Annotated in this window: 30 protein-coding genes; 4 read left to right on the top strand and 26 right to left on the bottom strand. The window is 38.6% G+C overall.

What is annotated here, in order from left to right:
* Nucleotides 1–15: 15 nt before the first annotated feature.
* The 10 genes from AWM68_RS08295 to arsC all read right to left on the bottom strand — a co-directional run bounded on the left by AWM68_RS08295 (nt 16) and on the right by arsC (nt 7,905).
* The gene (locus AWM68_RS08295) at nt 16–1,101 is read right to left on the bottom strand and encodes a sensor histidine kinase (protein WP_066239789.1); all 1,086 of its coding nucleotides are present in this window, start codon (nt 1,099–1,101) and stop codon (nt 16–18) included.
* Nucleotides 1,094–1,789 (bottom strand): response regulator transcription factor, encoded by a 696-nt coding sequence (locus AWM68_RS08290; RefSeq protein WP_066239787.1) that lies wholly within the window; start codon nt 1,787–1,789, stop codon nt 1,094–1,096. The genes AWM68_RS08295 and AWM68_RS08290 overlap by 8 nt, the downstream gene beginning before the upstream one ends.
* Before the next feature lie 248 nt (nt 1,790–2,037).
* Nucleotides 2,038–2,421: a YkvA family protein gene (locus AWM68_RS08285; RefSeq protein WP_066239784.1), complete on the bottom strand. Its 384-nt coding sequence runs from the start codon at nt 2,419–2,421 to the stop codon at nt 2,038–2,040.
* A gap of 72 nt (nt 2,422–2,493) precedes the next feature.
* Complete coding sequence (crcB, locus tag AWM68_RS08280) at nt 2,494–2,853, bottom strand: fluoride efflux transporter CrcB (RefSeq protein WP_066239782.1); 360 nt, start codon at nt 2,851–2,853, stop codon at nt 2,494–2,496.
* Nucleotides 2,850–3,248, bottom strand: a complete 399-nt coding sequence (crcB, locus tag AWM68_RS08275; RefSeq protein WP_066239780.1) for a fluoride efflux transporter CrcB — start codon at nt 3,246–3,248, stop codon at nt 2,850–2,852. The genes crcB (AWM68_RS08280) and crcB (AWM68_RS08275) overlap by 4 nt, the downstream gene beginning before the upstream one ends.
* Nucleotides 3,249–3,511: 263 nt before the next feature.
* Nucleotides 3,512–4,027: a GNAT family N-acetyltransferase gene (locus tag AWM68_RS08270; RefSeq protein WP_066239776.1), complete on the bottom strand. Its 516-nt coding sequence runs from the start codon at nt 4,025–4,027 to the stop codon at nt 3,512–3,514.
* 21 nt (nt 4,028–4,048) lie between these two features.
* Nucleotides 4,049–4,501, bottom strand: coding sequence for a MarR family winged helix-turn-helix transcriptional regulator (locus AWM68_RS08265; RefSeq protein ID WP_066239774.1), 453 nt, complete (start codon nt 4,499–4,501; stop codon nt 4,049–4,051).
* 140 nt (nt 4,502–4,641) lie between these two features.
* Nucleotides 4,642–6,051 carry a SpoVR family protein gene (locus AWM68_RS08260; RefSeq protein WP_066239771.1) on the bottom strand — a complete coding sequence of 470 codons (1,410 nt, stop codon included), beginning with the start codon at nt 6,049–6,051 and terminating at the stop codon, nt 4,642–4,644.
* A 135-nt stretch (nt 6,052–6,186) separates the two neighbouring features.
* Nucleotides 6,187–7,413 carry a hypothetical protein gene (locus AWM68_RS08255; RefSeq protein WP_231868397.1) on the bottom strand — a complete coding sequence of 409 codons (1,227 nt, stop codon included), beginning with the start codon at nt 7,411–7,413 and terminating at the stop codon, nt 6,187–6,189.
* Between the two features lie 90 nt (nt 7,414–7,503).
* Nucleotides 7,504–7,905, bottom strand: a complete 402-nt coding sequence (gene arsC / locus AWM68_RS08250) for an arsenate reductase (thioredoxin) (protein ID WP_066239768.1) — start codon at nt 7,903–7,905, stop codon at nt 7,504–7,506.
* Between the two features lie 139 nt (nt 7,906–8,044).
* Between arsC and AWM68_RS08245 the strand changes: the two genes are divergently transcribed.
* From AWM68_RS08245 to AWM68_RS08235, 3 genes are read left to right on the top strand one after another with little or no spacing between them, the layout of a single operon-like run.
* Nucleotides 8,045–8,365 carry an ArsR/SmtB family transcription factor gene (locus AWM68_RS08245; protein WP_066239766.1) on the top strand — a complete coding sequence of 107 codons (321 nt, stop codon included), beginning with the start codon at nt 8,045–8,047 and terminating at the stop codon, nt 8,363–8,365.
* Between the two features lie 40 nt (nt 8,366–8,405).
* Nucleotides 8,406–9,698, top strand: a complete 1,293-nt coding sequence (locus tag AWM68_RS08240) for an arsenic transporter (protein WP_231868402.1) — start codon at nt 8,406–8,408, stop codon at nt 9,696–9,698.
* A 19-nt stretch (nt 9,699–9,717) separates the two neighbouring features.
* On the top strand, nt 9,718–10,182 hold the full coding sequence (locus AWM68_RS08235; protein WP_066239762.1) for an ArsI/CadI family heavy metal resistance metalloenzyme: 465 nt from the start codon (nt 9,718–9,720) through the stop codon (nt 10,180–10,182).
* A 52-nt stretch (nt 10,183–10,234) separates the two neighbouring features.
* Here AWM68_RS08235 and AWM68_RS08230 read toward each other — a convergent pair whose 3' ends face one another.
* Nucleotides 10,235–10,438: a DUF2642 domain-containing protein gene (locus tag AWM68_RS08230; protein WP_066239759.1), complete on the bottom strand. Its 204-nt coding sequence runs from the start codon at nt 10,436–10,438 to the stop codon at nt 10,235–10,237.
* A gap of 159 nt (nt 10,439–10,597) precedes the next feature.
* On the opposite strand from AWM68_RS08230, the gene AWM68_RS08225 reads away from it, so the two are divergent.
* A complete protein-coding gene (locus tag AWM68_RS08225) occupies nt 10,598–11,185 on the top strand; it encodes a YitT family protein (protein ID WP_066239756.1) in 588 nt (195 codons plus the stop codon).
* A gap of 201 nt (nt 11,186–11,386) precedes the next feature.
* On the opposite strand, the gene AWM68_RS08220 is transcribed toward AWM68_RS08225, so the two are convergent.
* The 15 genes from AWM68_RS08220 to lepB form a co-directional block, all read right to left on the bottom strand.
* Complete coding sequence (locus AWM68_RS08220) at nt 11,387–12,166, bottom strand: sulfite exporter TauE/SafE family protein (protein WP_066239753.1); 780 nt, start codon at nt 12,164–12,166, stop codon at nt 11,387–11,389.
* Between the two features lie 29 nt (nt 12,167–12,195).
* A complete protein-coding gene (locus tag AWM68_RS08215) occupies nt 12,196–12,681 on the bottom strand; it encodes a DsrE/DsrF/DrsH-like family protein (protein WP_066239750.1) in 486 nt (161 codons plus the stop codon).
* Nucleotides 12,682–12,751: 70 nt separating this feature from the next.
* The gene (locus AWM68_RS08210; RefSeq protein WP_066239747.1) at nt 12,752–12,979 is read right to left on the bottom strand and encodes a sulfurtransferase TusA family protein; all 228 of its coding nucleotides are present in this window, start codon (nt 12,977–12,979) and stop codon (nt 12,752–12,754) included.
* A 34-nt stretch (nt 12,980–13,013) separates the two neighbouring features.
* Nucleotides 13,014–14,138 carry an MBL fold metallo-hydrolase gene (locus AWM68_RS08205; RefSeq protein ID WP_419865576.1) on the bottom strand — a complete coding sequence of 375 codons (1,125 nt, stop codon included), beginning with the start codon at nt 14,136–14,138 and terminating at the stop codon, nt 13,014–13,016.
* 40 nt (nt 14,139–14,178) lie between these two features.
* Nucleotides 14,179–14,751 carry a sulfurtransferase TusA family protein gene (locus AWM68_RS08200; protein ID WP_066239740.1) on the bottom strand — a complete coding sequence of 191 codons (573 nt, stop codon included), beginning with the start codon at nt 14,749–14,751 and terminating at the stop codon, nt 14,179–14,181.
* A gap of 23 nt (nt 14,752–14,774) precedes the next feature.
* Nucleotides 14,775–15,077 (bottom strand): rhodanese-like domain-containing protein, encoded by a 303-nt coding sequence (locus AWM68_RS08195; protein ID WP_066239737.1) that lies wholly within the window; start codon nt 15,075–15,077, stop codon nt 14,775–14,777.
* Between the two features lie 159 nt (nt 15,078–15,236).
* Nucleotides 15,237–15,500 carry a metal-sensitive transcriptional regulator gene (locus tag AWM68_RS08190; protein ID WP_066239734.1) on the bottom strand — a complete coding sequence of 88 codons (264 nt, stop codon included), beginning with the start codon at nt 15,498–15,500 and terminating at the stop codon, nt 15,237–15,239.
* Nucleotides 15,501–15,617: 117 nt separating this feature from the next.
* Nucleotides 15,618–17,366, bottom strand: a complete 1,749-nt coding sequence (locus AWM68_RS08185) for a phospho-sugar mutase (RefSeq protein ID WP_066239731.1) — start codon at nt 17,364–17,366, stop codon at nt 15,618–15,620.
* Between the two features lie 232 nt (nt 17,367–17,598).
* Nucleotides 17,599–19,149: a bifunctional GNAT family N-acetyltransferase/carbon-nitrogen hydrolase family protein gene (locus AWM68_RS08180; protein ID WP_066239729.1), complete on the bottom strand. Its 1,551-nt coding sequence runs from the start codon at nt 19,147–19,149 to the stop codon at nt 17,599–17,601.
* A 31-nt stretch (nt 19,150–19,180) separates the two neighbouring features.
* Nucleotides 19,181–19,573, bottom strand: a complete 393-nt coding sequence (locus AWM68_RS08175) for a VOC family protein (protein WP_066240078.1) — start codon at nt 19,571–19,573, stop codon at nt 19,181–19,183.
* Nucleotides 19,574–19,578: 5 nt separating this feature from the next.
* Nucleotides 19,579–20,244 (bottom strand): HAD family hydrolase, encoded by a 666-nt coding sequence (locus AWM68_RS08170; RefSeq protein WP_066239727.1) that lies wholly within the window; start codon nt 20,242–20,244, stop codon nt 19,579–19,581.
* A gap of 430 nt (nt 20,245–20,674) precedes the next feature.
* Nucleotides 20,675–21,529 carry a ComEC/Rec2 family competence protein gene (locus tag AWM68_RS08165; protein ID WP_066239725.1) on the bottom strand — a complete coding sequence of 285 codons (855 nt, stop codon included), beginning with the start codon at nt 21,527–21,529 and terminating at the stop codon, nt 20,675–20,677.
* Between the two features lie 398 nt (nt 21,530–21,927).
* On the bottom strand, nt 21,928–23,094 hold the full coding sequence (gene yhbH / locus AWM68_RS08160) for a sporulation protein YhbH (protein WP_066239723.1): 1,167 nt from the start codon (nt 23,092–23,094) through the stop codon (nt 21,928–21,930).
* A 197-nt stretch (nt 23,095–23,291) separates the two neighbouring features.
* Entirely contained in the window at nt 23,292–23,465 is a 174-nt protein-coding gene (locus AWM68_RS21345) for a hypothetical protein (RefSeq protein WP_156488344.1), read from the bottom strand.
* Nucleotides 23,466–23,498: 33 nt separating this feature from the next.
* Nucleotides 23,499–24,074, bottom strand: a complete 576-nt coding sequence (gene lepB, locus AWM68_RS08155; protein ID WP_066239721.1) for a signal peptidase I — start codon at nt 24,072–24,074, stop codon at nt 23,499–23,501.
* Nucleotides 24,075–24,082: the final 8 nt, after the last annotated feature.

The following is a 24,082-nucleotide window of genomic DNA, read 5'->3' as shown; positions in this document are numbered from 1 at the left end:
GCTGGCCATTTAAAATCAAATGCCGGCCTTTTCCCTATTAAACTTTATCTTAACTTCTGTCCCTGTTCCAGACTCACTGTTGATCCAAATTTCTCCACCATGTGCTTGAACAATCCTTTTTACAATGGTTAAGCCAATCCCACTGCCACCATGTTCTCTGCTCCTGGATTTTTCTCCACGATAAAAACGTTCAAACACTTGTTCAATCTCTTCTTTTGGAATGCCGATTCCAGTATCTTTGACTGAAAGGAAAATAGAGTCATTATCTGTTTTTGTTGAAATATTCACCTTCCCCCCAGCTGGTGTATAGGTAAGTGCATTACTTAACAAGTTTATTAATACTTGCGCAATTCGTTTCGAATCTATGCTTAGTTCAATGTTACACTGCAATTCTGAATGTAGTGTAACATTCTTTTGCACAAACGCTCCTGCAACAGCATCCATACTTTTCGTAATGATCGTATTCAGGTTCGCCTCTTTCTTATTTAATGAGAACTCTGGTGCTTCCATAGCTGTTAAATGCTCTAAATCTTGAACTAAAGAAATCAGGCGTTCAATTTCTTCTTTAAGGGAATGTATTCGATCTGAAGTTGGCAGGAAAACACCATCTTCAAAGGCTTCAAGGTGACTTTTAATGGTGGCCAATGGTGTTCTCAGTTCATGGGCGATATCGGAAGTCATGTTTTTTCGAGATGTTTCCTGTAATTGAAGTTTAGAAGCAAGCAGGTTTAGAGAATTTCCAAGATCATTTAGTTCATCATTCCCTAGTGTTTCTATCCTTACTTCAAGCTTACCTTTTGCCATCTTTTCAGCCGCTTCTCTCATTTCTACCAACGGTCTTGATAAGTTTTTCGCCACAACATAACTAATCATACAAACTAAAATAATGGCACCTATCGAAGTCCATAGAACAGAACTCAATAAAGCCTTCTCAAAATGATGGGTTAAAGGCTGTATACTTTGAAACTCGGGCACATCTCTTTGAAACATCGTGATGTGATAATGAACCTCGAACATGATAATGAGACCTGCTATAAGGACGATAGATGACGCGGCGAAAATAAAAATAAGAGTTAACTTTGCATGCAGTCCTTTAAACATGACCGCCTCCTGTAAACTTGTACCCTACACCAAACACAGTAACAATATAGGTTGGATTTTTAGGGTCATTCTCCAGCTTATACCTAAGATTCTTCACATGCTGATCGATGGTCCTGCTATCTCCTTCAAAGTCAAAGCCCAAAATCTTTTCCACTAATTCTTCTCTAGAGAAAACACGATTAGGATGCCTTCCAAACGTAAGCAGCAACTTGTATTCATTAGGTGTAAGATTGACTGTTTCTCCCTTTACGAATACCTCTTGCTTACCAGCATCAATCTTTAAATCTCCTCCGTTATATGTAACCTGCTCAGCAAGTAATTCTCCATTTCCTGAACGGCGTAGAATCGTCTTGATCCGCATAACAAGTTCACGCGGGCTAAAAGGCTTTGCCATATAATCATCAGCACCGAGCGCCAAACCGTTTATACGATCTTCTTCCTTAACTTTTGCAGTCAGCATCAAAATAGGGATCGTGTGAGCCTGTCTAATCCTTTGACAAAGTTCTTCTCCACTCATATCTGGGAGCATAAGATCAAGAACCACAAAATCAATTGAATCCTTGTTCATTCGTTTTAATGCATCCGTTGCATTTAGAGCTTCAAGTGTATGAAAACCTTCATTCTTCAGATAAGAAGAGACAACTTCCAATAACTTTGGTTCATCTTCCACAATTAAAATGGTTTTCACGTTAACTCCCCCAACAGGTATAGTACTGTTATTATAACGGATGATGAGTAGTGATATAAAAAATAGAACTGACTCTAGAATGAGTGCAGTTCAAAAAAATAGGTTTATAGGTCTTCAAAAAGTTCATAAGTCTTCTCCATACATTTTATGGTATTTACGACAAAGTGTTGTTGGTTGATCTTATAAGTACTACAACTATAATGTGTTTTAACAATACGGAATACCTAATCATTTAGATAAAAATAAACTTAAAGCGTTGAGAATTTGTTTATGAGTAAAATTAAAACAGTAACCCAAATTACCAAAATCACGCCGCCTGCTATCCAATTCTTCGGAAGCTTCTTGTTATGATTAGCAGCCTGATTCTTGCATTCTTCTAGAATAGATGGAGAAATCAATCGAAAAACCATGACGATCCCTAAAGGAAGAAGAATAATATCATCCAAAAAACCTAAAAACGGGATAAAATCAGGAATTAAATCGATAGGACTTAATGCGTAGGCAACGACAGTGATCGCCAATGCTTTCACATAGATTGGAACGTCTTTGTGTTGTGATACTAAAAATAAGACATAGAGCTGTCTTTTTATCTCTTTTGCCCAGTGCTTTATTTTATCTATAAATTGCCTCATTTACACCATTCACCTTCTACTCGTTATGATTCTTCATTCGTGTTATAAGTTTATCACTGTCGGGGAGACCTTTTATAGAGAATAACCAATCTTTAACCCTGCAAATGCTAAAAGGATTCCTAAACTGTAACTGAGCACTATATAAAGAATCAATGTTTTCCATTTCTTTTTCATATGAAGCTGAATGTTTTCTAGCTTAAACGTTGAAAAAGTTGTGAACGCACCGAGAAAACCTGTTCCAAAAAGTAGAAATAGGGAATGATTCATATTCGATCCGATCACGAGCCCTAAAAGAAATGAACCTACCAAATTAACGACTAAAGTACCTAATGGCAACTCTCTTTTGTTGTACTGATTGATTCTTTTAGACGCAGCAACTCTTGAGATAGCTCCAAAAAAACCGCCTGCCGCTACAAGGAAACTAGAGATCATGATACATCCCCCTTAACTCTGCTGTGTCTTACTTCTCCTAACCAATGACCTGCAAAGGAGAATATTATGCCGCCGAACAAGCTTAAAGAGACATATGTAAAGGCAGTGCCTAGACGATTTTCTTGCATTAATAACAATGCATCTGCACTAAAAGTAGAAAAGGTTGTAAACGATCCAATTAAGCCCGTTCCCAATCCAGATATAATTTCTGGTCGCATTATTTTACGGGTAGCAACTCTTGTAGTGAACCATCCTAAAGCAAAACACCCTAGTAAATTCACTATCAATGTAGAAATTGGAAATCCGGATAAAGTCTGATTCACGAACATCAGTCCAACATAATAACGTATTAGGGCTCCTACAATACCGCCGATCCCAATAAATAAATAGATCATGTTATCCCCCCGGTAATTCATTAAGAAAAACACAGACTCCTACCAGAGCAGCTGGTAGGAGTCATAGGCAGTTGAATACATTACAGACGAACTCCATCGTCTAAACTAATTTTCAAACATGTTCAGTTGCTTATCTCTAGTTTAACATTTTTTCACATTCCGAGACTCATCATTATTAGGTCAAAAAGTCATCCAGAAGTTTATCTCAGCTTAGTTAAAGTATTGGGATTGTACATGGAAATCCCACCTTTTTTAAAAAGTTATTAAAGTGTTTTGGTCATTAAGAAGTCAATTTGTTCTTCATCACCCATATAAAAAGAGTGAGTTCCCGTTTGAACGAATCCCATTTTGTTATAGAAAACAATAGCATTTTCATTTTTTTCCCATACGCCTAGCCAGATTTTCTTTTTATTACTTTCTATCGCAATGTCCCTAGCTTTATTTAGTAGAAATTTACCAAGCCCATGTTTTTGAAACTTTTTCCTTATATAAATCCTCTCGATCTCAAGCGATTCATCACCCATTTTTTCTGACTGACTATCATCAGTATTTAGCTTTAAATATCCAGCGACTTCAGTATTTACATATACAAAATAGAATTGTGATGAAATGTCGGAGAGTTCTTTTTCTAATTGTCTTATATTAAATGCCTTTTCCAAATAGGCATTCATGTTTTCAGGAGAATTCTGTTGCTTAAATGTCTCATAAAACGTTTCTGAGCTAATTTCTTTAAGTATGTGTGAATCTTCAAGGGTACACTTTTTTAAGTTTATAGCCATTATACATACCGCTCCTTCTAATCAATAATTTCTCTTGTTTCCCTTTTTTACATATTCCCAGTCTTTTTCAATGTTTTTTCTTACTCTTTGAAGAAGAATAGAGATGTTATCTATTTCTTTTTCGGAAAATCCCTCTAGCGCTATGAAATTCGAATAATCATGTTCTCTTTTTATGAAAGGATACACATTGTTCCCTTTCTCTGTTGGAAAGAGTTTTTTAATTTTTTTATTTTGTTGATCATCCTTCTTTTCAATAAATCCATTCATTTCAAGTTTTTTAATAGCCCGAGCCGCAGTTGTACGATCTACCTTTATCATCTCTGCTAACTTTTCTTGAATGATTCCCGGGTTTTCACATATTCTCACTAGGTACAAATACTGCCCTTTTGTAAGGTCATATTCTTTGAATTCAATATTACTAATTGATTCTAAAGCCCTGGCTATCATTCCAATTTCACGAAGAATTTCTTTCATAATAAGCTCCTCAAAAATCACCTTTTTGTTGTAATTGCAACAATACATATAAATTAACTTATTTTTGTTGTAAATGCAATAAAAATAAACCTCGAATAAAAAGCACCCCGAGTAGAGTGCTTTTAAACAAATGTTTAATTTTAGAGATACTTCCGATGCACCGTCTTCCCATCAAACGTGAAGAGAACAGGCTTCTGCTCGATCTTCGTCTCCATGTGAACAGGGCGTCCCCACAGGTGATGAAGATGCGGCAATACTTTTTCGAGATACTTCACATCCAGTTCCATATCTTCATAACTATGAACGAGATAGAGCTCCCCATTTTTCATATAGTCTCCATCATTTACTGTAATATAAGGAAAACCGCCGTTTACCCGCATGCTCACTAGCTGATCACGAACCTCTTCCCACTGCTTGTCGACGATCTTATATTCCTTGCCTTGCTTTTGGAAAAGGTACATGTCTTCCCGCTGAGCGAGATCTTTCGTTAAATAGTTTCGGATAAATGACATATCAGATTCCAGTTCACGAACTTCAAACATCTTTTCGCGACCTGAGCCTGCTTTTACCCCTTGTCGTAACAATTCCTCATTAGGATTATTATAGCGTTCCTCGATATCTTTGAAGATCTGCAAGCCGAGATAATACGGATTGATCGAAGTCTTCGAAGGTTGGACAACACCCGCGTTCAGTTTAGCGAACTCGATCGTCTCATGCGAAGTGAGATCCATCTCCTGCAGGATTTTTGCGTGCCAATAGCTAGCCCAGCCTTCGTTCATGATTTTCGTTTCAAGCTGCGGCCAGAAATAAAGCATCTCTTCTCTCATCATGGATAAAATATCACGCTGCCATTCTTCAAGCTCACGGCTGTATTGCTCAATAAATAAGAGTATGTCCTTTTCAGGCTGCGGCGGGAATGACTTTTTCTTTTTCAAAGCTGGTTTTGGACCCTTTTTATCATCCAGTTTCCATAGATCATCATAAGGTGTTTCTTTCTTTGGCGTGAACTCTTCCTCGTCTTCAAATACATAATTTAGTTTGTTTCTTACAAGGGAAGGATCAATGTGTTCTTGTATGGCTAGAACTGCGTCTAGGAACTGTTCTACCTCTTTTTTGCCATATAAATGTTCGTATTGAGCCACACGTTCAGCTGTTGCAGTCATACATTCAACCATATCTCTTCTTGTATTGGAAAAGCGAACATTGTTTTTAAAGAAATCACAATGCGCAAGAACGTGAGCAATAATTAATTTGTTCTGTATGAGGGAATTCGTATCCAGCAAGAACGCGTAACAAGGATCAGAGTTAATGACGAGCTCATAAATTTTGCTCAGTCCTAAGTCATACTGAAGCTTCATTTTGTGAAACTGTTTTCCAAAACTCCAATGAGAAAAACGCGTTGGCATCCCGTACGCACCAAATGTATAGATAATATCTGCAGGACATATTTCATACCGCATTGGGTAAAAATCAAGGCCAAAGTGGTCAGCGATCTCCGTTATTTCAGCAATTGCTCTTTCAAGCTCTTTATTTTGCAGTTCCCAGTTCATATTTTCCCCCTCCTGCTATTTCCTTACTTCTAACTGTATGAAAGAAAACAGGCATTCATGAGAAAACAGCACGGAAAAATTGGACGGGGTACAAAGAATAAGACGGACTCCCCATCCGAAGTCCGCCTATCTTCCTTATCTGGCTTGATAAATATCTATCATACACGCCCAGCCTGAACAATTATCGGGTGTACGTAATTTTTCAATCCAAACTTTTTCCTTTTCCGCCTCATTCCTTTTTATCATCACTTTCGCTTCTGTAGGGTTCATTCCTGTTCTTATCCATACAAAGTTACCGTTAAGCAGCGTCTTTGGATAGACATCTGCTTCACCAATACCGGGCTTCGTTAATTTCGTTGAACTTCCATTACTAACATTTACACTTGCTAAGAACGGCTTGGATCTTTTTTCTTCAGGTACATCCCATCCCCATTCAATTTGTCTGCTCACTATCATTTCCTTATCGCTTCTCCAGGTGAAATCTCCATCCGCATATCCAGGAAATCCAAAGTTGGTTTCCTTGTTGCTTTTGGCATCCCAAACCGTTAACCGTTTATTTTCAGAGATTAGCCTGCCAATTCCTTTAATAAAAGCCAACTTCTTTTTATTTGGAGACCAATGAAACCAATTCGGCTGATCTAACATATTTCCAATCATTTTAGTTCGGGAACCATCTAATGAGACAACCATTAATGTATTGCTGTCAGCTGACATTGACGCAGTAGGACAAGCAATAAATGCAAACCATTGATCATCCGATCCCCATTTAAATTCCGTCGTACCAATCGCAAAGAATGTCTGACTCATCTTAGGCAGTGTAGTTATGTTCTCCACTTTTTTTAGATCACCATTTGCATTTACAGGAACATAGAATAGTCGAACTGGACTCCATCCATCTGGTTCTAAATTGGCAGATGACGATACAACAAATCCTTTACCATTAGGTGCCCAGCTGTAGTTGCCTGCTCCAAGAATGACATTTTGAAAAGATGTGGCAGGCTTGGAAAGGTCGATTACATTTAATACACTACTGCTTTTCCAAGCGAGTTTGGAATCGACAGGAGACCAATTCGTTAAACTCACTTCGCCATCAAACACTTTTCTTTTTAAACGAGTGACACGGTTATACACCCACAATTCATTGTGATTTCCTGACACATAGCTGATATATGTGCCATTACTTGAAAAACGAGGGTGGGAAACGCTTGATCCTTCAACAATCCTACGCTCCAACTCCCCTTCTTTTAGCCAAAGGCCGTCTTCCCGAACGAAGGCTGCCTTATCATCAGCAGCTTCAATTAATTGCGGATGATTGATCATCACCAAAATTAAACTTAATGTGATAAAAATACAACGCATCACAGTAATCACCTCATTAGTAACATGAACGAAATGAGGAATTTCATACAAAAAAGCTCAGAAAGCATTTTTACCTTCTGAGCTTGCACCATATTATTCTCCTGTTTCAGCAAAACGTTTAATTCGAGCTGAGATCTCGTCACGAACACGCTGGAATTCGCTCCACTCTTTCCCTGCTGGGTCATCAAATCCCCAGTGTTCACGTTTTTTGTGAGGTGGTGTTGCCGGGCATACATCATTTGCATGTCCACAAAGTGTAACGACTAAATCTGCTTTTTCTAAGATTTCTTTATCAATTACATCAGATGTTTGATTCTTAATATCAATATTCACTTCATTCATCGCTTTGATTGCGTTTGGATTCACACCGTGCGCTTCAATCCCAGCTGAATATACATCATATTTATCACCAAGATAATGGTGTCCAAATCCTTCTGCCATCTGAGAACGACATGAATTTCCTGTACAAAGGAAATAAATGATTGGTTTAGCCATTTTTTAAAAACCTCCTGTAGTAAAAGAACTTCTTTCGAGACCATCATAATATAAGTGTATTCTTATATCAATATTTATTTATATATTCTTTGACATTCTATATAAACATATGGTTATATACTAATGAGGTGAAATCGATATGGAACTAGAACAGTTAACTGAGTGTTACAAAGCAATGGCAGATAGAACACGCTTGAATATCTTAGCCTTACTTCGCCATGAAGAATTATGTGTATGTGAGTTAGTTGAGATCTTACAAATGACACAACCTAGTATTTCACAGCATCTACGAAAATTAAAGCAAGCTAAACTCGTTAAGGAAAGACGCAACAGTCAATGGATCTTCTACTCCATTGATGGAGAAATGTATCCTTTTATTAAAGCAAACTTAGAAGCCCTACCTGACATGTCCGAAAAAATTGAGCAATTAAAAGCGTCAGGCGGAAAAGTTTGCTGCTAACTTAGAAAGACTTGATATTGGGGGAGTTTTTATGGACAGCATGGCGATTATGGCCGTCGCTGTATTTTTAGTTACGATTATTTTTGTAATTTGGCAGCCAAAAGGGCTGTCTATCGGCTGGTCTGCTACAGCAGGTGCCATTATAGCACTTCTTCTTGGAGTAGTTACACTCGCTGATGTTTGGACCGTTACCGGAATTGTTTGGAACGCCACATTGGCTTTTGTAGCGATCATACTCATATCCATTATTTTAGATGAAATTGGTTTCTTTGAATGGTCAGCTCTAAATATGGCAAGGTTAGCCGGCGGAAACGGAAAGAAGATGTTTACGTATGTGATCCTTCTTGGAGCTGCAGTTTCGGCATTCTTTGCAAATGATGGTGCAGCATTAATCCTGACACCGATCGTACTTGCTCAAGTTCGAGCACTTCATTTTAAAGAAACGATGATATTGCCATTTATTATGGCGAGTGGATTTATAGCAGATACAACATCACTGCCACTTGTTGTTTCAAACTTAGTAAACATCGTGTCCGCTGATTTCTTTAACATCGGATTCGTTGAATATGCAAGCCGAATGATCGTGCCGAACATCTTTTCTTTAGTTGCAAGCATGCTTGTTCTGCTAATTTTCTTTGGAAAAGACATTCCAGAGAACTATGATACTTCGCAGCTCAAACATCCGAAAGAAGCCATTCAGGATGAAAAGTTGTTTAAGTTGTCATGGGTCATTCTTGCTGTACTTTTAATCGGGTATTTAACCAGTGAGTTTATAGGCATTCCTGTTTCCTTTATCGCTGGTGCGGCAGCCCTTTTCTTTATTATTGCAGCTCGCAAAAGCCCGGCCATTCAAACAAAAAAAGTGGTAAAAGACGCACCATGGACTGTTGTTGTCTTTTCTATCGGTATGTATGTCGTCGTTTACGGACTTCGTAATGCAGGTCTGACTGATATGCTCGGGAGCTGGATTCAGGTTATTGCCGATCAGGGATTGTTCGCTGCAACCATTGGTATGGGCTTTTTAGCCGCTGTATTATCTTCTGTTATGAACAACATGCCAACTGTTATGATTGATGCCCTAGCTATTCAAGGAACGGAAACATCTGGTGTTATCCGTGAAGCATTAATCTACGCAAACGTAATCGGCTCAGACTTAGGACCAAAAATTACACCGATCGGGTCACTAGCCACGCTTCTATGGCTACACGTGTTATCCAAAAAAGGTGTAAAAATCACATGGGGCTATTATTTCAAGATTGGTATCATCTTAACCATACCAACACTTTTCATTACCTTAACCGGCCTCTATTTATGGTTGATGATTATTTCATAAGAAAAGGAGAGTTCACATTATGATACAACGCATGCATGTCGCTGTTAACTGTTCAGATTTAGAGAAATCTCTTGAATTCTATAAAAGCTTTTTTGGTACTGAACCAACAAAAGTAAAAGACAATTATGCAAAATTTGAGCTTGATCAGCCTGCACTTCATTTTTCACTAAACGCCCGACCTTTTGCAAAAGATGGTGTACTTAATCATTTGGGATTTCAAGTAAACAATACTGATGATGTTCTTGCCATGGGTGAGAGACTACGAAAGGCAGGACTGCTTTTAATTGATGAGATGAACACAACGTGCTGTTATGCTGTCCAAGACAAAGTATGGGTATATGACCCAGACGGCAATGCATGGGAGATCTTCTATACAAAAGAAGACTCTGAATTTGAATCAGCAGGAGATGCACGAGATCTTTCACTTTGCTGTGCGCCTCCTCAACAAACTCAACCGATCACATTAGGTTTTACAAAGAAATAAAACGCGAAAAAATCCCTCTGCATGACAAATATGCAAGGGATTTTTATTTGGTTTATAAGGTGGATAAGGCGACAATTTCCGCGATACGGATAATAATCTGCTCATTATACTTATGATCACAGCTCATCACACATAATGTAATGTAATCCTTCTCAACTGCTCTTAGTCTACCTTCATACGTTTGATTTGTAGTATCCACCACGACCTGTCTCTCCAAAAGACGTTTTGCAGCTCTTCTGAAGTCTTTCACATTCACAGCACTCACCTTCCCTATTTTGCACTGCAAACAAGGGGCTTTCTATACTATTACATGCAAAAAAAGAAAAAGAGACACGGACAAACACCCTGTGTACATGACTATTCTTGGACAATCACGCATATTATGTAGAAATAACCTTAGACAGGGATGAATGCCATGTTTAGACGAACAATAGCTATTTTCTTTGGAAGTGTATTGCTTGGTATCGGCATCAATGGTTTCATTGTCCCTTTTCATCTGTTGGATGGCGGAATGATCGGCATCAGCCTTCTCATTAAGTATGTATGGGGGTATAAGGTGGGTCTTACTATTATAATCTTAAGTGTTCCCATCTATCTATTAGCATGGAAGCTGGAACGCCGCTACTTTATAAATAGCATACATGGATTGTTAGCATCGTCGCTCATTATAGATCTCCTCTCCCCTTTAAAAGGCGTATTTTCTGTTTCTGTCATGGAAGGCTCTGTTATTGGAGGACTATTTATTGGAACAGGCATCGGCTGGATGCTGAGGCATGAAACAAGTACGGGTGGAACCGACCTGATTGCTCTCTTTTTATCCCGCTGGTTTTCAATTAATGTGGGCATGGTCATCTTTTTGATTGACGCTGCGGTTATCTTAGTAGGACTTTATGTAATGGGCGAAGGAATCCTCTTCTACTCGCTTGTAACCATTCTTTCTGTGGGCTTTGCAACGATGACAATGACCCTTATCCGCTCGATTAAATACTATAGAAGCTTTTAAGGGGTCTGACCCCCAACAATTTATTCCCCGCTTCAATTTACTGCTTACTTGCTGGGTGTTTGTTCAATTCATTGCACTCAACCGCAAGCCTTTCTTTTTACTTGGTTTACAAGAAACATTATTTCCTTTCATACTTAGGACGATTATAAAAGAGGACACGAAATACGTGATATCACGTATTTTGTCTCCTCTTTTTTCACTCTACCCTAAAATATCAAGCCAGATCTTCATTGATGTTGCAATTATTAGTGCAGCCAATATTAATTGTAGAATCTTCGTATTTATCTTCTTACCGAACTGAGCACCAAGCGGTGACGCAATTAAGCTTGCTACAACCATGATTATTGCTGGCCATAACAACACTTGCCCAGTTGTAATCTTCCCGATTGTTGCTCCTATTGAAGAAATAAAGGTGATTGCAAGTGAAGTAGCAATCGTCATTCGGGTTGGTATCTTAAGAACAACGAGCATGATTGGTACAAGGATAAACGCTCCTGCTGCACCAACAACACCTGCTGCTCCCCCGACAACAAAGGCTAACACAGCTGCCAGCCATTTGTTAAAGGTAACTTGATCTAACGGAATATTATCTATTCCTTTTTTGGGAATAAGCATCATTACAGCCGCTAAAGTGGCTAAGACTGCATAAACAATGTTGATTTGCCCCTCAGTCATACCTTGTGAACCGTATCCACCAATAAAACTGCCTAACAAAATGGATCCACCCATATAAACAATCAGTGTTTTGTTCAAATAGCCACCTTTTCGATAAGCCCAAACTCCCCCTATCGTAGCGAAGAATACTTGAACTGCACTAATTCCAGATACTTCATGAGCAGAGTATGCTGTGAAGCCTAACATTGCTGGAATATATAAAAGCATTGGATATTTGATGATTGAGCCCCCAATACCCACCATCCCTGATATAAAAGATCCTATAAAACCAATTAAAAAGATCGTAATGATAAAAGTAAATCCCATGACTTCACCTCCCTCTAACCTGATGTTACTTAGATAAATAAGTTAATCTTAGACTCATCTGCATCAGCAAGATAAGAGGCTACTCCAGCATAATCAAGCCCGTCAATCAGTTCATCTTGAGTAATACCCATAACGTCCATTGACATCGTACACGCAACCATTTTCACATCTAGGTCTTGAGCCATGTCGATTAATTCTTTAAGTGTTACGATGTTTTTCTTTTTCATCGTATACTTCATCATCCTTCCGCCTAATCCACCATAATTCATTTTAGAAATACCTAGCTTTTCAGGTCCTCTTGGCATCATTTTCGCGAACATTTTATCCATGAAAGTTTTATTCACATTTACGTACTCTTCTTTTCGTAGGATGTTTAATCCCCAGAAAGTGAAAAACATCGTTACTTGTTTCCCCATAGCCGCTGCTCCTGTTGCGATAATAAAACTTGCCATCGCTTTATCAAGATCACCGCTAAATACAACCATTGTTGATTTATCTTGTGTTTGTTGTTCCATCTTAGAATTCTCCTTTTCAATCAGATACCCATACCCATATAGGTATATGATTCTTTAAATTTTTTTGGGGTTATCCCTTTTGAATATAAAACTTAAATACGCCTTCTTCTTCTTTGTGTTCTAGCAATTCATGACCTGATGATTTAGACCAAGCTGATAAGTCGTTAACTGCACCTTTATCAGTTGTAAGTACTTCCAAAACGTCTCCGCTAACAAGAGTATCCATTGCCTTTTTAGTTTTTACGATTGGCATTGGGCAAGATAACCCTTTTGTATCTAAAGTTTGTGTTACGTTCATTTGAAAAACCTCCTAGTTATTATTTAAGTTTTATTTATTCAGTGATCGCACAGCGGTTTGGACCAATTTCCATATCACGCTGTTCATCCGTTGAAGGATCAATTTTACCCATGTTCGTTTCACGAATTTCTTGGTACGCGTTTGGCTGCGGCGGTAAGTTTTCCGTTACAGCCTTACGGAACTCATCTTCACTCTTAATGTTCAATCCTTCGTTCTTTTCAAACAGCTCGCCTAGAGGAGCTTGAACAGCACCTTTTTCATCCAGTTCGCTGATTTTACCAAAATGGGCTGGCAATACTACTAGATCTTTTGAAAGATTGTTGTATTTGTTGTATAAAGAATCGCGCAGATCACTCACCCAGTCCTCAGCTTTACCGGCAAGGTCTGGACGTCCGATTGAATCAACAAATAAAATATCTCCAGAGAGCAGGTATTGTCCGTCAACAATCATAGAAGTACTTCCGATCGTATGACCTGGTGAATAAAGAGGCTGAATTTCAATCTTTGTATTACCGATCGTAATGTCTTTTCCTTCTTCTAATGCTTCATAAGAGAACGTGACTTCTTCAGCATCCTTTGGAGGCAGCCAGTATGATGCGTTCGTCTTTTCCGCAAGACGGCGTCCGCCTGAAATGTGGTCAGCATGAAGGTGAGTATCAATCATGTGCTTAACTTCAATATTGTGTTGTTTAGTAAAATCTTCATAAGCTTCAATCGTACGAGCAGAGTCAATGATTGCCGCTTCACCATTTGATTCAACGAGATAGGATAGGCACCCTTTACCGATTCTGTTGAACTGATAGATAGAACCTCCATCCTTTAAGTCCCCGATCTTTACAGGCATCAAGTATTCACTCCAAGCTTTCATACCGCCTTCAAGATAATTAACATCTTTAATACCTGCTTCATCAAGCATCTCAGCTACCATTACAGAAGATCCTTCTTTCGCACAAACAACCAATACATCTTCTTTAGGAAGGTGTTCTAACACATCTTCTACACCATCAATTAGATCGAAATAAGGACGATTGATGGACTCAATACCTTTACCTTCGATTTTCCAGTCTTTATAATCACTTTCATTACGAACATCAAGGATAAACATTTTGCCTTCTACAACACGTTTTGCTACTTCTTTAGCTGATAATGCCTTAATCATTATTGAATACCTCCCCAGGTATATTTTCAGTTAAAATTTTTTATTTTGATACTACAGGGCCATTCCACTCTGCCATGCCAGGCAATACATTTTTCACACGCTCAAATCCATTTTCAGCTAAGATTTGGGCGGCCATATCACTTCTTGATCCGGTACGGCAAATCACATGAATTTCTTTGTTCTTTTCAAGCGTATCTAATCTACTTTCAAGTTCTCCTAAAGGAATAGATATTGCCCCAGGTATACGTTTGAACTCATACTCTGCTGGTTCTCTAACATCGAGTACAACCGTGTCACCGTTATTCTCTGCCAATACTTTTTCTAACTCATCGTTTTGAATCGTATGCTCAAATTTAGCCGCCTCTTTTACTTCACCAGGGTTGGATTTTCTTAGATAGTGCTTCAGAACATCTCCCTCTTCTTTTGTACCTAAATATTGATTTCCCGTATTTCTTGCCCATCCTTGAATATCAGCTAAAGAACCTTTATCTGTAGCTTGAACTTCAATAACCTGACCTGCTGCAAGCTGATCCATCACTTTTTTTGTACGTACGATGGGCAACGGACAAGATAATCCCTTACAATCTAGAATTTGATCTACTTTAATACCCATTTCTTAAAACCTCCACATACTCTTTATTTTGTATCGTTGTTCCATTTAAGCATGCCGCCAGTCATATTAATGACTTTAAAATTGTTAGCAGTTAGTACATTGCAAGCTTTCTCACTACGTTTTCCAGAACGGCAAACCATAATATATTCTTTTGCTGCATCTAACTCGTTCAATCGATAAGGAATTTCCCCGAGTGGTATATGTTTAGCTCCTATGATCATTCCTTGAGCGACCTCATCATTTCCACGGACATCAATGATGTTTAACTGATTTCCTTCTGTCATTAAACGATTTACTTCTTGTGGTTCAATTGTTTTTAAAGACATCGTTTTTTCCCCTCTCTTATAAATGATAATGATTAGATACCAATACCCGTATAGGTATATTAAAAGCTAAAAAAATAATGCAACTCTACTCCAAATACCCATAGGGGTATATTAAATGACAAAAGAGAATCTGTCAACAGCGTATACTTATGACAGATATTAACGGCTTTTAACAAGAAGTTGCACAGCTTCTTTAACTAAGTCTGAGTTCATTTGGTCCCCGTTTTCCATTTGATCACGCAAACATTGTTCAAGGTTTGTGCCGACAATTAATCCAATCGTGCGATCAATAGCCGTTCGTGAAGCAGAAAGCTGTGTAATAACGGCTTTACAATCTTGATCTTCTTCCAACATACGCAAAACTCCACGGATTTGACCCTCAATTCTTTTTAGACGATTTTTCATTTCTTGTGTGTATTCCAAATCAGCACCTCCTCTTCATAAAATACCTATAGGGGTATATTACAGCTGTTTTAATAACTTGTCAACCATTAGAAAAAAAGGGCTGTAAGACAATTGCCTTACAGCCGTTCCTTCTTTTTATTGTGCCACTTTTTGCATTTTTTCATGAACTATATCCATAACTGCTTTTTTCAAGTTAAGTAAAGCTTCTTTAGCTTTTTCATCCGTATCGGCTTTAATACCAAAATAAAACTTTACTTTTGGCTCTGTCCCTGATGGTCTTACGCAGAACCAAGAACCATCTGACAACTGATACTTAAGAACATTGGATTTTGGAAGATGGATATCGTACTTTTCATTCTTCTCTACATTGTATTTAACACTTGCTTTATAATCTTCGGAAACCGTCAACTTTTGCCCATTGATCTTAAGAGGCATATCAGCTCTGAAACCAGCCAATAAATTCTCGATCTGTTCCGCGCCAGTTTTCCCTTTAAGTGTAAGTGACTCTAAATCTTCTTTGTAGTATCCGTGCTTTTCATAAACATCTGTTAACGCATCAAAAAGTGTTTTTCCTTGTTTTTTGTAATAAGCAGCCATTTCTGCTCCCATTAAACATGCTTGAACAGCGTCCTTGTCTCGCACGAAGTCTCCGATTAAAGAACCATAACTTTCTTCATATCCGAAGATAAAAGTATGTTTTCCGCTCTTTTCGTATTCTTTAATTTTTTCACCAATAAATTTAAAACCTGTCAGGGTATCTTCACACGTTAATCCGTAAGATTCAGCAATCACTCGCCCCAGTTCGGAAGTTACGATCGTTTTGAAGATTATTCCCTTGGAACAAAGACTGCCTTTATCTTTACGTTGAGAAAGAATGTACTCAATCATTAGTGCACCAGTCTGATTCCCCGTTAGAATCTCATACTCACCGGAACTGTTTTTTGCAGCAATTCCTACTCTGTCTGCATCTGGATCTGTAGCCATCAGAATATCAGCATTAACTTCTTTGCCATACTTAATAGCCAGTTCAAATGCAGCATGCTCTTCTGGGTTTGGAGATTTAACTGTTGAGAAGTTTGGATCAGGCTGCTCCTGTTCTTTTACTACCGTTACGTTCGTAAATCCTAACTGCTCCAAACCTTTTCTTACAGGTATGTTTGCAGTTCCATGAAGTGGTGTAAAAACAATGCTCAAATCATGCATCTCTTTAATCGCTTCACCGTTTAAGCTTATTTTTGTCAGCTGTTCCATGTATGCTTTGTCTATTTCTTCACCGACTACTTGGATTAAGCCGATGTTCTTCAGCTCTTCTTCTGGCTTAACTTGTATAGATAGCTCATCTTTAACATCGTTTACCTTTTCAATAACTTCATCTGCTTCTTTCGGAGGCAGCTGCCCGCCATCTGGACCATATACTTTATAGCCATTATATTCAGGCGGATTATGGCTTGCTGTAACAACGATACCGCTATACGCTTTTAAATATCTAACGGCAAAAGATAGTTCAGGAGTAGGCCTTAAGCTTTCAAATACATAAGCTTGAATTCCTTGTGTTGCTAATGTCTTGGCAGCTTCCATAGCGAATTCAGGGGATTGATGTCTTGAATCATAAGCAATGACAACTCCGCGCTTTTTTGCTTTCTCTCCTTGCTCTCCAATAAAGTGAGCAAGTCCTAACGATGCTTTTCGTACTGTGTATGTGTTCATTCTGTTTGTACCAGGGCCTATTTCTCCTCGCATACCACCAGTGCCAAACTCTAAGTTTTTATAAAAGCAGTCTTCAAGTGCAGTCCTGTTTTCTCTCATTCCTTCTAATGCAGTTTTTAACGGTTGTTCCAGTTTTTCATTTTGTATCCACTTTTCATAAGCTGTCTCCCAGGACATAGTACTGCCTCCTTCTAGTTTATAAAAATTATGTATGTTGATTTTTATTTAGTTTCGATATAAATCGAGTTATTCCTGCCATATCTATTAAATCCGGCCTTTATTATACCGCTTTCAGCACAAAAATAAAACCTGCCCAAATCAGCTTACGTTAATTTGACATGATTCACGATATTTCCCGAGAAATAGAAAAAAAGCGGCAAGCATCATTCGCTCAACCGCTTTTCATTTATTATTTACTTTTATCTTTCTGAACAACACTATACAGATCTAAACGCCGATCTCTAAGAAGCGTTACCCTTCCTGTCTTGCGCTGTCTTCTTAAGATTTCCAAATCTACATCACCTACAACAACCGTTTCAATATTAGGGTGGCATTCTCCAACAATCCCGTCTCTAGGGAAGGAAAAATCTGAAGGTGTAAAGATGCCTGACTGGGCATACTGAATGTCCATGTTTTCCACTTGGGATAAGTTGCCTACTGTTCCTGCAATCGCTGTATAAATTTCGTTTTCAATGGCACGAGCTTGCGAACAGTAGCGAACACGCAGATATCCTTGGCGATCTTCTGTACAGAATGGGGTGAAGATAATCTTTGCACCTTGATCTGTTACGATACGTGAAAGCTCTGGGAATTCGATATCATAGCAGATCAAAATCGCAATCTTACCACAATCCGTATCAAACACTTGAACTTTATCTCCTGCCGTTATACCCCACCATTTACGTTCATTTGGAGTAATATGAATTTTATATTGCTTATCGATTGTACCGTCACGTCTAAACAAGTAAGCAACATTGTAGATATCTCCATCCTCTTCAACGAAATGAGAACCGCCAATGATATTTACGTTGTAACGTACTGCTAGGTTCGTGAACAATTCAATGTATTGCTCTGTAAACTCTGTCAGTTTTCGAATCGCTAAGCTTGGACTTTTTTCTTCACAGAAGGAAAGCAGCTGTGTAGTAAGGAGTTCTGGGAAAACCGCAAAATCTGAACCTTGGTCAGAAGCAACATCTGTATAATATTCAACTTGTGTTGCGAAATCCTCAAATGATTCGATGGTCTTCATCATGTATTGAATGGTCGTGATTCGAACCGGTTCACTCGTTTTAAAGTGCTTCTTCGTTTTATTAGGAATATAATCAACGTTATTCCATTCCATAAGCGTTGCATATGCGTTAGATTGTTTGTCATCCGGAAGATAGCTTTTGTTTAAACGCATAACTGTGAAACCATTCATGAGCTGAAAGGTTAATACAGGGTCGTAAATGTTATGTTGGATAACCTCTCTTACATATTCTCTTGGTGTCATTTCCTTAGAATGCTTATGGTAGTTTGGAATTCTCCCACCGAGAATGATACTTTTTAGATTATTTTGTTCTGCCAGCTCTTTGCGTGCCTCATATAGACGAGCACCAATCTTCATCCTGCGGTATTCAGGATGTACCATAACTTCAATCCCGTATAAATTAAAACCTTCCGGATCGTGATTTGTAATGTAACCTTTATCTGTAATCTCGTTCCATGTATGTTTGTCATCATACTCGTCAAAGTTCAGCATTAAGCTTGAGCAGCTTCCAACAATCTTTCCTTCATACGTTACGCAAAACTGTCCCTCTGGAAAAATTCGAAGATGGCTTTCTAATTGATCCCGTTCCCAAGGCTCCATGTTATCCGGAAAACAAATCTGCTGAAGTTCTAAAATCTCATCTATATCCTCAAACTCAATATTGCGCAGCTCTATCTTTTTCTCAAATTTTGATACATCAATCTCACTCATGTTATCCGCTCCTCTAACCTGCTTCTATTCATTACTTCCAATTTTTCATTCGTTCATAGAGTGAACCTGTAAAAAATTCAAGCTCATTGCCATCAAGATCTGTGAAGCTGACAGTCATTCCGCCGCCTCTTTCAACAGGTCCTCTTGTGATGCGTACTTTGTTTTTTAAAAGCTGTTTAACTGCCTCTCCAAACTTCTCTTCTTTAATTGTAAATGCAACATGATCTATGCCTGTTTGGTCTTTATTCATAGGTTTTGCATTTTTGATTTCAAGTAAACATATCCAAATTCCGCAGAAATCCAAGTATACATCTGTATTCCCTTTATGAACGATTTTAGCACCTAAAATATCACTATAAAATTCAACAGACTTGGGTAAATCTGAAACTTTTAAGGTAATATGATTAATTCCACATACTTCAATCATATTTACTTGTCTAATCTCTCAGCTTGTTCAATTAGTGCAGTTAATTTCATCTCTGCCATCGTTTCCATTACATGATCAACTTCGCTAAAAGTCATATGCTTGGTAACTGGATTGGGAATGGCCACACAATATAATCCCGCTTTCTTAGCAGCAACTGATCCATTCACTGAGTCTTCAAAAGCGATTGCTTCATTTGGTTGTACCCCTAGCGCTTTAACCGCCTCAACATATAGAGCGGGGTCAGGTTTAACGTTTTTAACATCATCAGCCGTTTTGATAACCTCAAAATGATGCATTAAACCACTTCTTCCAAGATGCTCTTCTACCCATTTTCTTGATGAACTAGAGGCAAGCCCAATCTTTAATCCAAGCTCTTTTGCAGCTTCAAGATAATCCTCAATACCTGGGAGCGGCTGTTGCTCCAAAATCAAGGCAAGAGCTCTTTCTGTCTTCTTTTCTCTTAGTTTGTCATGATCTAGCTTCTTATTGATCTGCCTCTCTAAATATTCGTATGGATTAAAATCAGAATGGGTACCGATACACTCTCCCCAAACTTCTAATGGCAAGTCGCTTCCATGTTCCTGATACAATTCCTGAAAAGCATTGTAATGCTGAGTTTCTGTATCAAGAATTGTTCCATCAAAATCAAATACAAGTGCTTTGATCACGGTAACCCCATCCTTATCTATAGCGTTTTATCTTATTTTCTTAAACTTTTTATAAAGACGCAAGAAAACCGTTTTTTAAGGCTCTTTTAGCATACATTGCTGTTCTTGGAAGTAGTTGATTCCAGTTCCAGGACGCTCGTTTTCCGCGGGGTGTGCGGTGAGCCACATTCGTACGATTACCTCTTAAGTGTCTCACCTGTCTAGTTCCAGTGGCTAGCCCCTCGAGGTCAAAAGGTAAGTGGTCCAGAAGTCAAAAGGCGCATTCCTAGCCCACTCACCTTTTGCTTGTCGGGGCTGAACGAGCCACTTCCACTTTTCGGACTGACCGCTCGTCCTAGCCGAGAGTCTCGCTACCTTGCACTCCAATCAACTTATCGATAAAGAGAATAAACAGATATAAAAGCAACAAATCTTTAGAGATGAGCCTCTATCAGTGAAGCACATTAGTTCTAAACATAATCTTTTTCCCATTGCTTGTTGCGATAATCGCACCAAGCTGATCTGTTCGATACACAGTCATGTTCCGGTTATCTAACCGATACAACACTTCTTTTGATGGGAATTGATAGGGATTATTCCGTCCAACCGATATAACCGCTGTTTTAGCTTTTACTTTTTTCAAGAATTCCATGGTCGTACCCGTATTAGCCCCATGATGCCCTAATTTGATAACGTCAGCTTTATAGCCGCCACGGCTCAAAATCTCTTTTTCTTCCTCAGCGCCTGCATCTGCCATCAAAAGAAACGTTTTTTTGCCATGCTTAATTTTTATCACGGCTGAGTAATCATTTATATGTTTATAGTAAGAGCCTTTTGGAGCAAGCATTTCGACTTTCACAGAAAACCCCATCTTGAAATTCACTCCTGCTTTCGCTCGATCAACAGGAATTTGTTTTTCGTTTATCACTCGAAAGAGATCGTGATAATATTTTGTATCGTATGGAAGGTTTGGCATGTACAAAACACTGACAGGAAACTCGCGAATGACATCATCCAATGATCCAATATGGTCATGATGAGGATGAGTCGCAACTACAATATCAAGTTGAGTCACACCTTCTCTCTTCAAGTAAGTGATAATCTCTTCCGCATCATGTTCATCGCCTCCATCAATCAGCATGGTTTGGCCATTAGGAGCTTTAACCAAGATACAATCCGCTTGCCCTACATCTAAAAAGTGGATGGTTAGCGGATCAAACCAATCTGCATGAGCTTTTTGCGGTACTGTCATACATATCAGTACAACGCTCAAAAAAAACGCAGCTAACTGTTTAGTTGTTTTCAAATCTCACACCCCTTTACTTTCAAAATTTCGTCCCGAATACATATCCTTAGTTATATGTAATTCTGCAAATTTCAACAACAAAACCCGCTATCCAATACATGGATGCGGGCGTTTTGTTTTTTCAATAGTTGATTTTTGCTAAAAGAATATCTGCTAATAAAATGCAATCTCTTCTTAAAGATTGTGCTTTAAAGTAATTTGATAGTAATTTGATTATTTTCTTCTTCGCAAAGTTGATCGGAGTGAAAGATACGAGACTCTCGGCTAGGACAGGCGGGCAGGTGAGACACTTATACGTGAAACGTACGAATGTGGCTCACCGCCTGCCCCGCGGAAAGCGAGCAACCTGGAACGGAGATCAACTGCTTTCATCACCAACAGATATCCCAAAAATATCCTTAAACACCCACTTCATTCTTCTTAAAGAAGCTCTTCATAGCATGATAAACATCAGCTTTCTCTTTTAAAATATAATGACTAAACTTCGGATTATCCATATTCTTATACACACTCATCAAAGTGGAATGCCGGTTATATGCGTTTACTTCCCCATAACCAAACATGTTGGAATGTTCCATAATCTGCTGAACGAGTTTCACACACCTTGCATTATCACTCGTTAGATTATCACCATCTGAAAAGTGAAACGGGTAAATGTTATAGCGGCTTGAAGAGTATTTCGTCTCGATGAGTTCAAGAGCCTTTCGATAAGCTGATGAACAGATCGTTCCACCGCTCTCCCCTTTATTAAAGAAATCTTCTTCAGAAACGACCTTTGCTTCGGTATGATGAGCAATAAACTCAATTTCTACTTTTTCATACTTCGAACGCAGAAAACGTGTCATCCAGAAAAAGAAACTTCGTGCCATATACTTTTCCCAAATCCCCATCGAACCTGAAGTATCCATCATTGCTAATACAACAGCCTTGGATTCAGGTTTTACGACTTCGTTCCATGTTTTAAAACGAAGATCGTCATTATGAATAGGTGCTACACTCGGTTTACCGACTAACGCGTTTCTTTTAAACGCCGTTAAGATGGTTCTCTTTTTGTCTACGTTACCCATAAGTCCCTTTTTTCGAACATCGTTAAACTCGATCTTTTCTAATACGATCTGGTCTTGTTCTTTCTGTTTAAGATTCGGCAGTTCCAATTCTTTAAAAAGCATCTCTTCCAATTCTAAAATGGAGACCTCTGCTTCTGCATAATCCACACCCGGTTTATCGCCTGCTGGTCCTTTTCCTTTTCCAGCTCCGCTTTGTCCGGCACGTCCATCTCTGGCTACTACATCCCCCACCTGGCTATCTCCGTCACCTTGGCCTACGTGCTTGTTTTTGTCGTAGTTGTATCGGATTTTGTATTCATCCATAGAACGGATTGGTATTTTAATGACGTCACGTCCGTTGGATAAAATGATATTCTCTTCACTTATCAAATCCGGCAAGTTGTTTTTAATGGCTTCCTGCACTTTTTCCATATGCCTTTGATGATCTTGATATCCTTTTCGGTGGAGGGACCAGTTTTCCTGAGACACAACAAAATTGTTCTTATCCGGTTCACTCATTGCTAATCCCCTCCAGAGCAGCAAGATAGAATGCTGCTTTTTCTTGATCAACCCAAGACATATCCTGTATTTTAGAATCAGCTAATATCAGAAAAAAAGGGTTGGTTACTCTATCATATGCACGTACTCCTTATAATTGCTAAACTTTCACGATAAAAAAAGCCCTCTTTTCTAAAAAGAAAAGAAAGCTTGTTGTGTTATTTTTTGTATTCCTTTTTGTCGTGCTGCTGGGGATCTGGCGTTTTTCCACTCTTACGAACTTCTTCGTTCGTTGAAACATGTTCCATTACTTTGCCATGTTCTTTCATTTCCTCAAAGTTAGAAACCATTGATCCATTCTTTCGTTTTGGGTCATTATTTTGTTTTGTCATAGGAATTCACCTCTTACAGAGAATTTTCCCCATTTACTCCTTTTTAAAACCATTAAAAACTTTCATCTCGTCGACTGGCCAATAACGAATATTTGCTTCTCCTACAATATCAGTCATCTCTACAAAACCAATATGGCGACTGTCGATGCTATGCAGCCTATTATCGCCAAGTACGAAGATCTTGCCTTTTGGAACCGTGTCATGTCCCGTAATCTCTTCAAGGGTGAAGTTTCCAGTCAATGTCCGATTACCCGCAAACTTTTTAAATTCTTGAAGATAAGGTTCAGCTACTGCTTTGTTGTTGATATAAAGTTTGTCATCTTTATACGCAATATGATCTCCGGGCAGGCCGATTACTCGTTTTATATAATCTTCTTTCGGATTTGCTTTGAACACAACAAGGTCGAACCGTTCTGGATTTCCGATTTCATAGCCTATCTTATTGATGATCAGACGATTTCCATTTTGAATCGTAGGCATCATTGATTCACCATATACAACATATTGTTCGATCAGAAACTTTTTTATAATAATAGCAAGAATAAGTGCAACTCCAATTGCTTTAATCCAATCTACTAATCCGTTTCTTTCTTTTCGAGCCGAGCTCATACAGCTCA

Source organism: Fictibacillus phosphorivorans (assembly GCF_001619875.1).
Lineage (GTDB): Bacteria > Bacillota > Bacilli > Bacillales > Fictibacillaceae > Fictibacillus > Fictibacillus phosphorivorans_B.
The sequence above is the reverse complement of the archived record's forward strand: the minus strand, read 5'-3'. Positions and strand labels throughout refer to the sequence as shown.

Coding starts and splice junctions, on each gene's coding strand:
- AWM68_RS08195 (WP_066239737.1), bottom strand. CDS start 15,077: ATGTCTTTAAAAACAATTGAACCACAAGAAGTAAATCGTTTAATGACA.
- AWM68_RS08245 (WP_066239766.1), top strand. CDS start 8,045: ATGGAACTAGAACAGTTAACTGAGTGTTACAAAGCAATGGCAGATAGA.
- AWM68_RS08225 (WP_066239756.1), top strand. CDS start 10,598: ATGTTTAGACGAACAATAGCTATTTTCTTTGGAAGTGTATTGCTTGGT.
- crcB (WP_066239782.1), bottom strand. CDS start 2,853: ATGATCTCTAGTTTCCTTGTAGCGGCAGGCGGTTTTTTTGGAGCTATC.
- AWM68_RS08185 (WP_066239731.1), bottom strand. CDS start 17,366: ATGTCCTGGGAGACAGCTTATGAAAAGTGGATACAAAATGAAAAACTG.
- AWM68_RS08260 (WP_066239771.1), bottom strand. CDS start 6,051: ATGAACTGGGAACTGCAAAATAAAGAGCTTGAAAGAGCAATTGCTGAA.
- AWM68_RS08265 (WP_066239774.1), bottom strand. CDS start 4,501: ATGAAAGAAATTCTTCGTGAAATTGGAATGATAGCCAGGGCTTTAGAA.
- AWM68_RS21345 (WP_156488344.1), bottom strand. CDS start 23,465: ATGACAAAACAAAATAATGACCCAAAACGAAAGAATGGATCAATGGTT.
- AWM68_RS08180 (WP_066239729.1), bottom strand. CDS start 19,149: ATGAGTGAGATTGATGTATCAAAATTTGAGAAAAAGATAGAGCTGCGC.
- lepB (WP_066239721.1), bottom strand. CDS start 24,074: ATGAGCTCGGCTCGAAAAGAAAGAAACGGATTAGTAGATTGGATTAAA.
- AWM68_RS08270 (WP_066239776.1), bottom strand. CDS start 4,027: ATGGCTATAAACTTAAAAAAGTGTACCCTTGAAGATTCACACATACTT.
- AWM68_RS08200 (WP_066239740.1), bottom strand. CDS start 14,751: ATGGGTATTAAAGTAGATCAAATTCTAGATTGTAAGGGATTATCTTGT.
- arsC (WP_066239768.1), bottom strand. CDS start 7,905: ATGGCTAAACCAATCATTTATTTCCTTTGTACAGGAAATTCATGTCGT.
- crcB (WP_066239780.1), bottom strand. CDS start 3,248: ATGATCTATTTATTTATTGGGATCGGCGGTATTGTAGGAGCCCTAATA.
- AWM68_RS08210 (WP_066239747.1), bottom strand. CDS start 12,979: ATGAACGTAACACAAACTTTAGATACAAAAGGGTTATCTTGCCCAATG.
- AWM68_RS08285 (WP_066239784.1), bottom strand. CDS start 2,421: ATGAGGCAATTTATAGATAAAATAAAGCACTGGGCAAAAGAGATAAAA.
- AWM68_RS08215 (WP_066239750.1), bottom strand. CDS start 12,681: ATGGAACAACAAACACAAGATAAATCAACAATGGTTGTATTTAGCGGT.
- AWM68_RS08235 (WP_066239762.1), top strand. CDS start 9,718: ATGATACAACGCATGCATGTCGCTGTTAACTGTTCAGATTTAGAGAAA.
- AWM68_RS08220 (WP_066239753.1), bottom strand. CDS start 12,166: ATGGGATTTACTTTTATCATTACGATCTTTTTAATTGGTTTTATAGGA.
- AWM68_RS08240 (WP_231868402.1), top strand. CDS start 8,406: ATGGCGATTATGGCCGTCGCTGTATTTTTAGTTACGATTATTTTTGTA.
- yhbH (WP_066239723.1), bottom strand. CDS start 23,094: ATGAGTGAACCGGATAAGAACAATTTTGTTGTGTCTCAGGAAAACTGG.
- AWM68_RS08295 (WP_066239789.1), bottom strand. CDS start 1,101: ATGTTTAAAGGACTGCATGCAAAGTTAACTCTTATTTTTATTTTCGCC.
- AWM68_RS08205 (WP_419865576.1), bottom strand. CDS start 14,138: ATGATTAAGGCATTATCAGCTAAAGAAGTAGCAAAACGTGTTGTAGAA.